Annotated in this window: 10 protein-coding genes; 5 read left to right on the forward strand and 5 right to left on the reverse strand. The window is 66.1% G+C overall.

Annotated elements, in window-relative coordinates:
* Positions 1 to 550 precede the first annotated feature (550 nt).
* On the reverse strand, positions 551 to 1,348 hold the full coding sequence (locus tag IBL25_RS19455) for an IclR family transcriptional regulator (protein ID WP_187780173.1): 798 nt from the start codon (positions 1,346 to 1,348) through the stop codon (positions 551 to 553).
* A 17-nt stretch (positions 1,349 to 1,365) separates the two neighbouring features.
* On the reverse strand, positions 1,366 to 2,346 hold the full coding sequence (locus IBL25_RS19460; protein WP_187780174.1) for a Bug family tripartite tricarboxylate transporter substrate binding protein: 981 nt from the start codon (positions 2,344 to 2,346) through the stop codon (positions 1,366 to 1,368).
* Between the two features lie 249 nt (positions 2,347 to 2,595).
* Here IBL25_RS19460 and IBL25_RS19465 point away from each other — a divergent pair, with 249 nt between their 5' ends.
* Genes IBL25_RS19465 through IBL25_RS19485 form a run of 5 tightly spaced genes read left to right on the forward strand, consistent with a single transcriptional unit; the run spans position 2,596 to position 8,499 of the window.
* Positions 2,596 to 3,390, forward strand: coding sequence for an enoyl-CoA hydratase (locus IBL25_RS19465; RefSeq protein ID WP_187780175.1), 795 nt, complete (start codon positions 2,596 to 2,598; stop codon positions 3,388 to 3,390).
* The gene (locus IBL25_RS19470) at positions 3,387 to 5,510 is read left to right on the forward strand and encodes an acetate--CoA ligase family protein (protein WP_187780176.1); all 2,124 of its coding nucleotides are present in this window, start codon (positions 3,387 to 3,389) and stop codon (positions 5,508 to 5,510) included. The genes IBL25_RS19465 and IBL25_RS19470 overlap by 4 nt, the downstream gene beginning before the upstream one ends.
* Positions 5,510 to 6,670 (forward strand): acyl-CoA dehydrogenase family protein, encoded by a 1,161-nt coding sequence (locus tag IBL25_RS19475; RefSeq protein ID WP_187780177.1) that lies wholly within the window; start codon positions 5,510 to 5,512, stop codon positions 6,668 to 6,670. Before IBL25_RS19470 ends, IBL25_RS19475 begins: the two co-directional genes overlap by 1 nt.
* A gap of 12 nt (positions 6,671 to 6,682) precedes the next feature.
* Positions 6,683 to 7,720, forward strand: a complete 1,038-nt coding sequence (locus IBL25_RS19480) for an acyl-CoA dehydrogenase family protein (protein ID WP_187780178.1) — start codon at positions 6,683 to 6,685, stop codon at positions 7,718 to 7,720.
* The gene (locus IBL25_RS19485) at positions 7,717 to 8,499 is read left to right on the forward strand and encodes an IclR family transcriptional regulator (RefSeq protein ID WP_187780179.1); all 783 of its coding nucleotides are present in this window, start codon (positions 7,717 to 7,719) and stop codon (positions 8,497 to 8,499) included. The genes IBL25_RS19480 and IBL25_RS19485 overlap by 4 nt, the downstream gene beginning before the upstream one ends.
* Before the next feature lie 358 nt (positions 8,500 to 8,857).
* Here the strand turns inward: IBL25_RS19485 and IBL25_RS26615 are convergent, their stop codons facing one another.
* The 3 genes from IBL25_RS26615 to IBL25_RS19500 all read right to left on the reverse strand — a co-directional run bounded on the left by IBL25_RS26615 (position 8,858) and on the right by IBL25_RS19500 (position 13,260).
* Entirely contained in the window at positions 8,858 to 9,451 is a 594-nt protein-coding gene (locus tag IBL25_RS26615) for a hypothetical protein (RefSeq protein WP_194433772.1), read from the reverse strand.
* Between the two features lie 377 nt (positions 9,452 to 9,828).
* Positions 9,829 to 11,013 (reverse strand): MFS transporter, encoded by a 1,185-nt coding sequence (locus tag IBL25_RS19495; RefSeq protein ID WP_187780180.1) that lies wholly within the window; start codon positions 11,011 to 11,013, stop codon positions 9,829 to 9,831.
* Between the two features lie 645 nt (positions 11,014 to 11,658).
* Entirely contained in the window at positions 11,659 to 13,260 is a 1,602-nt protein-coding gene (locus IBL25_RS19500; RefSeq protein WP_187780181.1) for an ABC transporter substrate-binding protein, read from the reverse strand.
* Positions 13,261 to 13,689 lie beyond the last annotated feature (429 nt).

The following is a 13,689-nucleotide window of genomic DNA, read 5'->3' on the forward strand; positions in this document are numbered from 1 at the left end:
CTCTGCCTCGCAGCCGCCGCCGTTTGGATCAAGATCTAACAGGCCTTAGTGAAGATCGATGTAGACGTTGGTTATCAATTGCTGCTGTTCCTTTTTCGACGCCGACCGGAGGCGTTCAATATGCCTTCGAAGCACATCGGCCGCCGTTTTTTGTTCAGGCTGCGAGGTCGTTGGTTCCCTCCAGCGCCTGTGCGGCGCTCAGTTCGCGATACAGGGTTGTCTTGCTAATTTTCAGGCGCTTGGCCGCCTGGGCGACGGAGGCCGTCTCCGCTGGCGTCCTCGTTCGGCGCCAGGCGCTGTGCCTGCTCCAGCAACTCTGCCGTCATCACTGAGCGGCGGCTGCAGATCCAGCCGCACTCCGCGCCGCGTCCATGCCGGCCAGCGTGCACTCCTATGCCATCTCGCGCTCCAGCTGCGCGAATGATCGTTATGAGATTTCATGCGTTGCGGCCCTGTCCCTATGCTCCGGCAGCCGGCGCAACTGCCGGGGTTAATGTCTTCGGGATCGGGATCTGCGGATTGAGCCTTCTTTCTGCCCTCCCACGCGGGATCATCCTTGTCCGGCCGTATGTTCCCGTCCGGCGTTGAGATGAATTCCTGCGATCTCGCTTCGCAGGAGCCCGAAAAGCTCGGCCAAGCGTGCGGGGGACATCCGGTCGGAGGTAGATGCGATGCTGATCCCAGCCACGGGCGAGCCGCCGGGCGAGAGGATCGGCAGGCCGATCCCTGACACGCCGGCGGTCAGCAAGCCATCGCTGAAGCCATAGCTTCGCTCCCGCGACAGGCGGATCGCGGTGCGCAGGTCGGAGAGTTCGAGGCCATAGATCGAATAGTCGGCCGCGTTGGTTCGCAGGACGGCGTCGATCTCCGATTCCTGAAGCCGGGCGAGGATGGCGAGCCCCACCGCGCCGACTCCGAGCGGCCGCCGGTTGCCGATCCCGGTTGTGACGACCCGGACGGGAAAGTTGCCCTCAACCCGGTCGAGGCAGACGGCCTCGGCGCCGGAGCGGGCGATCAGGTACACAGTGTCTCCCGTCTGCATCGCGAGCCGTTCCAGCGCCGGCCGCGCATGGCGGATCAGGCCGCTCTGCTGCGTGGAGCAGACGCCGAATTCATAAACCAGCGGGCCGAGCAGGTAGGCATGCGTGGTCGGATTCTGGGTCACCAGCCGCTCCTCCAACAGGCCACGCAGAATGCGGCGCGCGGTGGCCTGGGCGAGGCCGGTGCGCTGCGCGATCTCGGAAAGCCCCACCCCGGCCGGGCTGCGTCGGGCGATGGCGGAAAGGATCTGCGTTGCCCTGCGGATGACCTGCGTGCCCTTCGCCTTCCCCTGCATCTCCGCTTCCATCCGCAGCCTCGTGAAGATCAATCGCTGGCGCGGATGTTTGCCTCATTCGCGATGCGCGTCCACTTGGCCAGATCCGATCGGACGAACTCGGTGAAGCGCTCCGGCCGGTAGTCCAGGGTTTCGAGCCCGAGGCTGGCGAAGCGCGCCTGCACCGCCGGATCTGCCAGAATGGTCCGGAAGGCCGTATCGAGCCGCTCGACGATCTCCTGGTCCAGGCCGGCCGGCCCCATGATGCCGGTCCAGGGCATGGCCTCGTATCCCGGCAGGCCCGCTTCGGCGAGAGTGGGAAGATCGGGGATGAGCGGTGAGCGCCGCGCGCCGGTTTGCCCGAGGGCGCGGATCGTCTTCGCCTCCATATAGGGGCCGGAGGAGGCGAGGGCATCGAACATCATCGGCACCCGTCCCGCCACAAGGTCCGTCAGGGCCGGCGCGCTGCCGCGATAGGGAACGTGCTCGATCTGGATGCCCGCCATCCTGGCGAACATCTCGGCTTCCAGATGGGTCGAGGTGCCATAACCGACCGAGGCATAGGTCATCGAACCCGGCTTGGCCTTCGCCAGCGCGATGAGTTCCGCCACGCTCCGCACCGGCAGCTTGTCCGGCACCACGAGAACATGGAGTGGCGTGGCGAGGAGGGTGACAAAGGTGAAGTCCTTGATCGGATCGTAGCGGATCCGGGCCTGAATGGCGGGATTGATCGTATGCGCCGAAGAGGCGACGAGGAGCGTGTAGCCGTCCGGTGCCGCCCGGGCGACCTGTTCCGTCGCGATGACGGTGCCGGCGCCCGTCACATTCTCCACCACCACGGTCCGGCCCAGCAGCGGCCGCATCTTCTCGGCGAAAAGCCGGGCCATGATGTCCAGGGCGCCGCCGGCAGCGAAGGGGACAACGAGCCGGATGTTCTGGGCCGGCCAGGCAGATGCCTGGGCGCGGGCGCGGCCAGCGCCCAGGAATGCCGGAGCGAGGCCCGCGATCAGGCCTTGGCGACGGGTGATCATGTTCTTCTTCTTCCTCCCTGGGGCGACTTGTCGCCTTGTTGTCCAGGTTTGGTCCTGGTCGATGGCAGCAGGTTCCCAGCTTTCCCGCTCGGCAAGGTAGCCCCCTAACTTGGCCTGGTGCGGAATCTTGTCCGCGATGCGGAGCCTGGCGATGCCGCATGGTGGACAGGATTCCGACGGGGGAAACTGGCGGCGCGGACCCTCTCTTTCGTAAAACAACCACAACAAAAGGCAGAAGGAGGGAGCGCCATGGCGGATGAGCAGGTGGTGTACGAAACCCGTGAGGCAGTCGCCTGGATCTGGCTGGCACGCCCCGGACAGCGGAACGCACAAAGCCGCCGGCTCCTGGATGAGCTGGACGCGGCATTCCTGCGGGCGACGGCGGACGAGGCGGTGCGCGTCATCGTCCTGGCCGGGCAGGGCGACCATTTCTCAGCCGGCCACGACCTGAAGGAGGCCCAGCAGAGCCGCGCGAACTTCACCGTCGAGGAACGCTATGCCTATGAGGAACTGCGCTACTACGACTACTGCCTGCGCATCATGGATTGCCCGAAGCCGACCATCGCGGCGGTCCAGGGCGCCTGCGTCGCCGCCGGATTCATGGTGGCGAGCGTCTGCGACCTGATTGTCGCCTCCGAGGATGCCTTCTTCGCCGACCCCGTGGTCCGGACGCTTGGCGCCGCCGCGGTGGAGGTGCTGATCCATCCATGGGTGCTGGGTGCCCGGCGGGCCAAGGAGATCCTCTTCACCGGCGACCGCTTCACCGCATCGGAGGCCCTGGCCTGGGGCCTGGTGAACCGCGTGGTGCCGCGCGCCGAGCTGGAGGCGGCGACCACGACCCTCGCGGAGCGTATCGCGGAGAGCGAGTCCTTTTCCCTGAAGCTGGTCAAGCGGTCCATCAACCGTACGCTGGACATCCAGGGCATGCGTTCCGCGCTCAATGCCCATCTGGACACGCACCAGCTCAGTCACCTGTCGGAGGCCTTCAAGAAGGCAAGGGAAACCGGGCTGGCGCAGGCCATCGCGAAGGGGAAGGCGTCGTGAGCGCCCATCGCCTGGAGCCGCTGATCAATCCCGGCTCCATCGCCATCCTCGGTGCCTCCGAAAACCCCGGGCGGGTCGGCGGCATGCCGCTGCAGCTCCTGCTGCAGCACGGCTTCGCCGGGCCCATCTATCCGATCAACCCGAAGTACAAGGAGATCTCCGGGCTGGTATGCTACCCGGACATCGAATCCCTGCCGGGGCCGGTGGATCTCCTTGCTCTCGCCGTTTCCGCCAAGGAGGTGGTGCCGCAGCTACGGCGCGCCGCGGCAAAAGGGGTCCGCTCCGCCGTGGTTTTCGCTTCCGGCTTCGCCGAAACAAATGAGCCGGAGGGCCGGCGCCTGCAGGACGAGTTCGAGGCCTGCGTGGCCGAGATCGGAATCCCCGTGGCGGGGCCGAACTGCATGGGCTTCGCGAACCTGAAGACACATGCCTACACGGCCTTCGCCTCTGTCTTCCGTGACCTGGAGCCGCCGTCCCGGCACTCCGTGGCCCTTGTGACGCAAAGCGGCAATGTCTGTGCCGCCGTCTATACGGCCGGCCGCAAGCGCGGCGTGGATTTCTCCGCTGCCGTCAACACCGGCAACGAGGCCGGGATCGAGCTTTCCGAATACCTCGAATATTTCGCGGATCAGCCGGAGACGCAAGCGATTGCCGCCTATGTCGAGGGGCTGCGCGACGGTCGGCGTTTCCGCCGCGTCGCGACGCGGCTCCGCGATGAGGGGCGGCCGCTGATCATCCTCAAGATCGGCGACACCGAGAAAGGCGCCGAGGCGGCCGCCTCGCACACGGCATCGCTCGCCGGCTCGCAGGCGGTGTACCGCGCTGTGTTCGACGAACTGAACGTGATGATGGCGGATGACCTCGCGCATATGGCGGAATTGATCCGCCTCGCCGGCTTCCGCGCACGGACGGCCGGGCCGCGCATCGCCATCCTGACAATCTCCGGCGCCCTCGGCGCCCTGCTCTCGGACAAGTTCGTCCAGGCGGGCGCCGAGGTGCCGACGCTGCCGGAGGATGTCCAGGCCGTGCTGCGCGGCGGCATTCCGTCTTACGGCATGGTGTCCAACCCCGTGGACCTGACTGGGAATGTGGTAAACCAGCATGGCTTCATGCGCGACGCCCTCGCGGCACTTGAGGGCTGCGATGCGGTGGACACCATCGTCATCTATGCGCCGGGTTACCTGCTGGAGCGTCTCTCGCCCGCCGCGATCGATGCGGCTGCCACCTCCCGCAAGCTGATTGTCGCCATCGACAACCAGAATGCCCGCAACCATGCGGAGCTGGAGGCGGCGGGCATCCCCGTCTTTGACGACACCGCGCGCGCGGTCGCGGCGCTGAGCGTCTTCGGGCGGTGGTCGGAGCGGACCCGGCAAGCGGTGACCGAGGTGGCCGCTCCGGTGCCCCGTCAGGCCATGGCACTCCCCGCCCGTGGCGGCGCTCTCGACGAGGCCGAGGGCAAGACGCTGCTCGCGGCCCATGGAGTCCCCGTGGTCGCGGAGCGTGTGGCAACGAACGAGGAAGAGGCGGCGGCCGCCGCGCGCGCCCTAGGCTGGCCCGTGGTGATGAAGGTCCTCAGCCCCGATATCCTCCACAAATCGGATTGCGGCGGCGTCAGGCTGGGTATCGGCTCGGAGGAAGCGGCGCGCGAAGCCTTCCGCGCGATCATGCGATCCGCACGCGCCGCGCATGCGGAAGCACTGATCCGCGGCGTCGTGGTTCAGCCGCAGGAGGCGCCGGGCGTCGAGGTGCTGCTGGGCGTGACGCGGGACCCGGTCTTCGGCCCGGTCATGACGGTCGGGCTCGGCGGCATCTTCACCGAGATCCTGCGCGACATCGAGCACCGCACCCTTCCTGTGGATGAGGCGCGGGCCGGGGCGATGCTGCGGCGGCTGAAGGCCTTCCCGCTGCTCGACGGCGCCCGTGGCCGGCCGCGGCGGGATGTGGCCGCGCTTTGCGGCGCCATGGCGGCCCTGTCGGAGGCGGTGCTCGCCGCCGGCGATGCCATTCGCGAGGTGGAGGTGAACCCCCTTCTTGTCCGGGAGGAGGGCAAGGGCGTGGTGGCGCTCGATGCGCTGGTGGTGCTGGAACCCGGGCGGGCCACGAAGGCGGAGGCGGCTTGATGGAGGTTGAGACCTTCCGCAGGGAAGCCAGGGCCTGGCTGACAGACGCGGTCGCGGCCCTGCGCGAGGATTTCCCCGGGCGGCCCCTCACCGACATGGCGCTGCGCCGGACCTTCGAGGACCGGCTCTGCGCCGCGGGCTGGTCCGGCCTCGGCTGGCCGGAAGCCGAAGGCGGGCGTGGCCTGCCAATCGAGCTCATCGCCGCCTTCCACGAGGAATATGCGCGGTCAGGGGCACCGAAAGGCGTGAACATCATCGGCCACGGTATCCTCGGCCCCACGCTCCTCCTCTCGGGAAGCGAGGAGCAGAAGCGGCGCTTCCTGCCCGGCATCCTCGCCAATACCGAAATCTGGTGCCAGGGCTACTCCGAGCCGGATGCAGGCTCCGACCTCGCGGCCCTCCGGACCCGCGCCGAGCGGGACGGGGCGGAATATGTCGTGACGGGGCAGAAGATCTGGACGAGCTTCGCCCATATCGCCGACTGGTGCTTCCTTCTCGTCCGCACGGATGCATCCGCGCCGAAGCACAAGGGCATCAGCTTCCTGCTGGTGGACATGAAGGCGCCGGGTATCACCGTGCGGCCGATCCGGCAGATGGACGGGCAGCAGGAATTCAACGAGGTCTTCTTCGATGGCGTCCGCGTGCCCCTCGCCAATCGGGTGGGCGAGGAGAATGCCGGCTGGGGCATCGCCATGGCAGCGGCGAGCTTCGAGCGCGCGACCTACTTCATCCCGCGCCTTGTGCAGATGGAGGAGGAGTTGCGCGATCTGGTCGCCCTCTGCCGCGAGACGCTGCGCGACGGCAGGCCGCTGTCCGATGATCCGCTGGTGCGGGACGGGCTGGCGCGCAGCTTCCTCGACATGCAGGCCCTGAAGCTGCATGCGCGCAGCATGCTGGCGGCCGCCGCGCGGCATGAACAGCCCGGACCCGAGGGTTCCTTCATCAAGCTGCTCTGGAGCGAGAGCCACCAGCGCCTGCTGGACCTCGCGCTGGCGGTGATCGGGCCTGAGGCGGCGCTTGGCCCGGATGAGCCCAGCGCCAGGCGGCGGCGCCACTGGCAGCACGACCATCTCTGGAGCCGGGCGGAGACGATCCTCGCCGGCACCTCCGAGATCCAGCGCAACGTGGTGGGCGAGCGCGTGCTCGGCCTGCCACGGTAAGGGAGACGCGCGATGACCGACACCGCCGAACTTGACCTGCTGCGCCATGCGGCACGCGGCGCGCTCTCCCGCTTTCCGGAGGCGCTGGGGCTGGCGCATGGCGAGGAGATGGCGCCAGGGGCCGTCGCCGCCGCGATGGCGACCGCGGCGGAACACGGCTGGACGGCCATGCTCCTGCCGGAAGCCCAGGGCGGCCTCGGCCTCGGGATGCGCGAGGCAGCGGTCCTGGCGGAGGAGGTGGGCCGCAGCCTGGCGCCAGGACCCTTTCTCGCCAATCTGGTCCTGCTTCCCGCGCTCGCCGGAAGTGGCGCGGAATGGCTCGACGCGCTGGCCGGCGCGGTGGCAAGGGGCGAAACGGTGGTGACGGCTTACATCAGCGAAGCCGGGGATGGCCCTCAGGCGCGGCGCCTCGTGGAACATGCCGAGGACAGCGGACCGCTTCTGCACCTCGCCTTCAGCGGGGAAAGCCCAGGCTCTCTCACCCTGGCCCGGCTGGAACGGCCGAACCTGCGGCCGCTGCGGCCCTTCGACCCGACTTGCCCGATCGCTGAAATCGGGGAGGCGGTTGCCACCGAAATGGTTAAGATCAGCGCTGCGGCGGCGCGTGATGCCGTTGGACGCGCCCAGCTCTGGATCGCGGCCGAGATGCTGGGGCTTTCCGAGCGTGCCGGGGAGATGTCGCTGGCCTATGCCACCACCCGGAAGCAGTTTGGCAGCCCAATCGGCGTCAACCAGGCGGTGAAGCACCGGCTGGTGGATGACTACGTGCTCCGGCGGAACGCCGCCGCCATCATCGCTGAGGCCGCGGCTGTCTGGGATGCGGGACAGGGGGACCGGCTGCTGCTGGCCCATGCTGCGCGGGCAGCGGCCACGGCGGCGGCATTCTCCTCCACGGCCTATTGCATCCAGGTTCATGGTGCCCTTGGCTTCTCGGCCGAGACCGGCATCCATCTCGGCTACAAGCGCGCGCGGCGCCTCGCCTGCACCTTGGGTGACGAGGCGCGGAGCCGTAAGCTGATCGCGGCCGAGATGGTTCGGGACGCTGCATGATCACGGCACGGGATGAGCGGGCGGAGGGCGTCCAGGCCGTCCGACGTGCCACGCAGATCCTCTCCGCCATCGCCCGCCGCAGCCCGAGCGGGTTGGGGCTCGCCGAACTCTCCCGCCGCACCGGTCTCACCCACCCCACGGTGCGGCGGATCCTCTGCTGCCTGATCGAGGAAGGCTTCGTGGTCCAGGACGGGCCGTCCAGGCGCTACCACCTCGGTCCGCTGATCTTCGAGTTCGGACTCTGCACGCCGCACCAGGGCGCGCTTGTGCGGCAGGCGCGGCCGGCGATTGAGCGGCTTGCCGCGGCTACGGGCGATACAGTCTATCTCACCGCCCGCTCCGGAACCGACGCGGTCTGCCTCAGCCGGATTGAGGGTACCCATCCCATCCGGGTCGTCACCACGGGGGAGGGCGATCGCCGGCCCCTCGGCGTCGGCGCGGTCGGCCTGGCCATTCTGTCGCGGCTGGAGGAGCCGGAGATCAACAGCGTTCTGCGCGAGAACCGGCAAGAATATGAGCGCTACGGCCTCACGCTCCCGAAGCTGCACGACGCCATCCTGGCCTCGCGCCAGCGCGGTTACGGCGTGACAAATGGCCTGCTGACGGCGGGCGTCGCGGGCATCGGCCTCGCGATCACCTCCGCCAGCGGATCGCCAATCGCAGGCGTCAGCCTCGCCTCCACTCCCGACCGGATCTTTGGAAAGCAGTTGGAGGAGAAGCTGGCCCTGCTGCGGGCGGAAGTCGCGGCGCTTTCGGCCGGCTTCCATGCCGCCGCATAGGGCCGACACTGCCTTTGCTGACAATTCCTGGGCCTAACGAGCCACATTGCAGGGCCTGTCGTGCCTCTGCTCAAACTGTTCTGCCTGGTCGCGCGCCTCGACAAGCCGCATCTGCTTGTTGGAGCGCTGCGGGACCGACCGTGCTCCACCACATGCGAAGCGCCTGAAAAGCAGCCGCCCGACAAGGCCTGAGCTAAGCTTTAGATCAGCCCAGACGCTTACCTGATTCAGCCACAGCAGGCCTTTTTGGTGCCCTATGATGGCTAGGTGCTCTGTTGAAACCTTCGGTCGATATCTGAGGATCATGAGGTTGTGGGTGAGGGCGCGCAGGATGAGATCGCGCTGCTGCGGCTGGTGGCTACGCGGTCAGCGCTGAGCCGAGGCGGCGCTTATGTTCTGAACCCACTCTCGATGTGCCACCGCTGGTGGTAGAGGGCGCGAGGAAAGTGTGCCGAAGGGCTCGCCTATGGTGCGTCTTCGGCCAGCGCCGCCCCAGTGTTACGGCGGTTGAGGGCAATGACGCTGCGTTCGATGCCGAGTTCGCCCCGCCAGAGGCGATGGACCCTGCATCGGCCAGCACCGTGTCCAAAGCTATGATGGCCGCGGCTTGGCGCAGGACGGGCGTGAAGTCCGGAGAGGCCTGGCTGAGGCCGATGCCAGTGACTGCGCCGATAATAAGATGCGAATGAGTGTGCAGCACTGCGGCCAGCTTGGGCCAGGCCCGCTGCGGAATGCTAGCTGATTTGCTGCGTTCCCAGACCGGTCGCGTCCACGGCGGCAACTGGCGGCGCGCCGCATCAGCAAGGGTGGAATAGTGCGGCACCTTTCGGAGCCCCAAAGCCTTTCGCAGGTCCTGCCACTCGGCCACCAGGGTTGCGAGACCACGGTAGTCACTGCGCAGGAACTGTCGCAGCACCAGGAGCGCAATAAGCTGAGCCTGTGTGAAATTCATGCCCGGGGGTCCGGCTGCCGTAGGTTGGAACGGTCCGACGGCCGGTGCCTTGTGCGCCACCTGCGCCGCCGATTTTGTCATCCCGTGCATCGAGAACCTCATGCCCAGGCTTCTAAACCCTTCCACCGCATCCGGTAGAAGGTTTCGACTGAGCAAACGCATCTCTCAACGATCACCTCCAACTGGTATCAGGCGGGTAGCTGGTGCGGATGCCACAATGCAGGCTGTAGCGGAAAGCGGCTTGCTAGCTTCCGACTGCAGGACGACCAACCGGACGTTCATCCGGCCGTCTTTCGAGGGTGGGCCGCCGTGGGCGGGAACCGCCCGCCTGCTGAGGAGCGTAGCCTACGCCGTCGAGCAGTTCCGGTGCACACTGGTTATTCGGCTTGTACTCGGGCGCCATTTTTCCCGCAAGCTGACCAACGGTCGCGGAGGGCCACCACCACGGTGAGCAGCATGAAGCCTACGGCCGCGCCAAAAACCCAGCGCGGTGCCCCGTGGTCGAGGATCCAGCCGAACAGGAGCGGTCCAATCGCCCCACCGACATTGAAGCCGGTGGAGACGATCCCGAAGGTCCGTCCTGACCCTCCGGAAGGCGCCGCCGCCTGCACCATCATGTCCCGCGATGGAGCAATGACGCCGGACAGGAACCCCGCGGTACCCAGGACGAGCGTCAACGTCACTGCCCCGAGGTCCGCGACGGCGACCAGCAGGGTCAGCAACGCCGTCAAGGCAAAGGCGGCGGCCGCGACATCGCCGTGCCGCCGCGTCCGGTCCGCCAGGAAGCCGCCGACCAGAACACCGAAGGCGCTGAGCATCAGGAACGCTGTCAGGACGCCATTGGCCTGAGTGAGGGTGACCCCGTAGCCACTGACCAAGGCAGCCACCGAGAAATTCTGGATGGCCCCGTTGGAGAAGCTGAGCAGGGTGAAGAATATCGTCAGCGAGATGATGGCAGGCGTGAAGACCGAGCGGTCGGTCGCGCCTTGGCTGCCCGCCGCTGATCTTTGGCCACTGGTCTGGTCCTGCGTCGTGGGAACGCGCATCGGCAGGATGAAGCCAACCAGCAGTACCCCGGCGAGCCCCACCACGCAAAGTGCCAGACCAGGCCCGCCCAAGAGGGCAAGGCCGATCAGAACCGCAGGAGCAATGGCGGTGCCGAGATAGCCGGCAAAGGTATGCAGGGAGAAGGCCCTCCCCAGTTGCGCCTTGGGAATGCCGGCCGAGATGAGGGCATAGTCGGCCGGGTGGAAGACGCCGTTGGCAAGCCCTGCTAGTGCGGCGCCGACGAGCAGCCAAGCATAGGTCCCGACCAAACCGATGGACAGGAGGGCCAATCCTCCAAGAGCCAGGCCGGCGGCGAGCACACGCTGCGCCCCGATCCGGTCCACCAGGAACCCGATGGGCGCCTGAGCCACAGCCGAGACAACATTGAAGATCGTCAGGGCGAAGCCGAGTTCCACAAAACCGACCTGCAGCCCATCACGGAGGAAGGGGAAGAGCGGTGGAAGAGCAAGGATGTAGACGTGACTGACCAGATGGGCCAGCGACACGAGCAACATGAGGCGGGTCGTCCCTGCGGGCCGTTCGCTTCCCAGATGCGGATGCACGTCTCCGCCTACCGCCCCCAAATGGACCCGACGCAATGCCAATAGCCTTGCCTCCTCATCCCTGATCGGCCCTTTATCCAATTGGCCTGAGTACGAAGTACATGCGTCCCACAGCTCGCCGGCCGGTGCAAACATCCGGGGCCGATGCAAGGGAGTGCGTAGAAGTCGCCGAGGTCCCTCTCGCCGAGAATGCGCGCCTGATCCTCGGTACTATGGCCGCATTGGTGAGCTAATCCAGCTCCGCTCTCCGGTCTTCGTGGCCTTAGCAGCGTCAGCTGGCGTTGGGCTGTCAGACGCCGAATATGTCATCTGGCCGCGCAACATGAACGTTTAGCCGACCATCTCGCTGGCGTTGACGCCCCTTCCTGCAAGCTATGGTGCCCCGCCTACGGGACGCATCTGCTCCAGGGTTTCATAATCATTGCATAACAGTAACTAACTAGCCGCGTGCCTGATGAGAGGCCAAGCGCCAGATGCCACATCGCGGAGATCGGCCAAATGCGCCCCCCCACCAAGTAGGTAATTTTAAACACGGTGATGTCTGGAGCTCATGTCCGGAGGGAGAGGGCTTTCTCATTTCTTGCCTTTCCGGAACGATCAGGCCCGCTCCAGGTTCCACATGATCGCGAAACCTGCCACACGGCCCTTCAGGTTCTTGTTGATCGCTGTCATGGACTTGTATGCACCAACAGGGATGTAGGGCAATTCATCCATGACGATTCGCTGCATGTCTTCGGCGATGTTCTTCTGTGCGGCGAGATCTGGAGCCACGAACCATTCATCGCGTAACGTCTCCAGCTGCGGCACGTCCGGCCAGCCGACCCAGGCGCCTGATCCGTTGCCGCGCAGAGGGAAATGCGCGGAGGGATCGACGAAGTCGAAGGACGAGAAGGAGGTCAGCAATATGCTCCAGCCGCCTTTGTCCACCGGCTCGCGCGAGGTGCGGCGCTGCACCACCGTCCCCCAGTCTCCGAGCGCGATATCCGCATTGAACTCCAGCCGGCGAACCAGATCAGCCGCCACCTGTGTCATGGCGGAGGGAGCCAGAATGTCGGTCGGTCCGATCAGGCGCATCAGCTCGTTGTTATAGCCGGCCTCCTTCAGTAGTGCCTTGGCCTTGTCCACGCTGCGGGGGCCCATCAGCGGCTCCAGCGCTACTTGCGTCGCCAGCGGCGTGCCTGGGGTGAAGACCCCGACATTGTCCATGTAGATGTCGGGCTCCAGCCCCACGATGGCGCTCATGAAGTCCGTCTGGCTAATGGCGGGCAGCAGCGCCTGACGGATCTTCTTGTTGTTGAAAGGTGGGTGCAGGTGGTTGAAGCGCAGCACCCCTACCAGTGGCAGCGGATCGATCTCCTCGATGGAAATCTGCCGGTTGCGCTTCAGCAGCAGTTGAATCTCCGGCGGCGGCTGCTCGAACCAGTCGATCTCACCGGTCTGCAGAGCAGCAGCGGCCGTGGAGGCATCAGTGATGATATGCCACTCGACCCGGTCGAACTTCGGAAGCTTCGGGCCGGCCGTCAGGCTGGGCGTATCGGTTGGCGTAGGGCTGTAGGCGTCGTTGCGCTCATAGACCACCATGCTGCCGGAGTTGAACTCGTCCCCCTTGAAGCGGAAGGGGCCGCAGCCGGTGGTATCGCGGATCTGGGTGAAGGCATCGGTCTTGGCCAGTCGCTCCGGAATAATGAAGGGCGGGCTATTGCTTACCTGCGCCAGGGCATTCAGCAGCAGCGGGAAGCGGCGCTTCATGCGGAAGCGCAGGCGACGGTCGTCCAGCGCCACCAGCTCATCCACGAACATCGCCAGCTTCTGGCCCATCGGGCTGCGCTTCATCCAGCGGTTCAGGCTGGCCACGGCGTCCTGAGCGCGCACCTTCTCGCCATCATGGAAGCGGGGGCCATCGCGCAGAGTGATTGTGACGGTGCGGCCTTCATCCTCCTCGACCGCGCCTTCCGCCAGCTGCGGCCGCGGCATGAAATTCGCGTCCATGCCGTACAGCGTATCGTGGATCATGTAGGCGTGGTTGCGGGTGATGTTTGCCGTGGTCCACACCGGGTCCAGGCTGGTCAGATTGGCCTGCGGCACCAGCTTCAGGACACGCTGACGGGCCGGCTGAGCGATGGCGAAACGAGATGGTGCAGCCATGGCAAGACCGGTGGCAGCGCCCGCCCCAGCGAGCAGCGAACGTCTTTGGATCATGAAGCTTCTCCCATTTTTTGTTGCTGTATGGGATGGGAAGTTGGGCCAAAGAGCAACCTTTCTGGGAGGGTGAATGAGAAGCGCGCAAGGCAGAAACAGGCGGAGTTGGGGCAGAAGGCAACGCGTTCGGCGATCCTGCGGTGGCGACCGCCACTCAGCGGCATGAACGCGCACGTGTTCGCACGTGCAGGCAACCTATTGCTGTTCTGAACAAGCCACCAATCCCTACCAAACCTCTACCCGTTCATCTCTGCAACTCAGCAGTACGATAACCCCTCCATGCTGTGTCATATAGATAGATAAGCGCTGGGTGCGGTAATTGCCAGAAATAGCCGGAGGTGGCCGAAAATAGACAGGCTGCTTACGAGGATAAACGGCCGAGAGCCCACTTCATAACGGCCGCGCCAATCTCCGGACGAGGAGCATGGC

The organism is Pseudoroseomonas ludipueritiae (assembly GCF_014490445.1).
GTDB lineage: Bacteria > Pseudomonadota > Alphaproteobacteria > Acetobacterales > Acetobacteraceae > Pseudoroseomonas > Pseudoroseomonas ludipueritiae.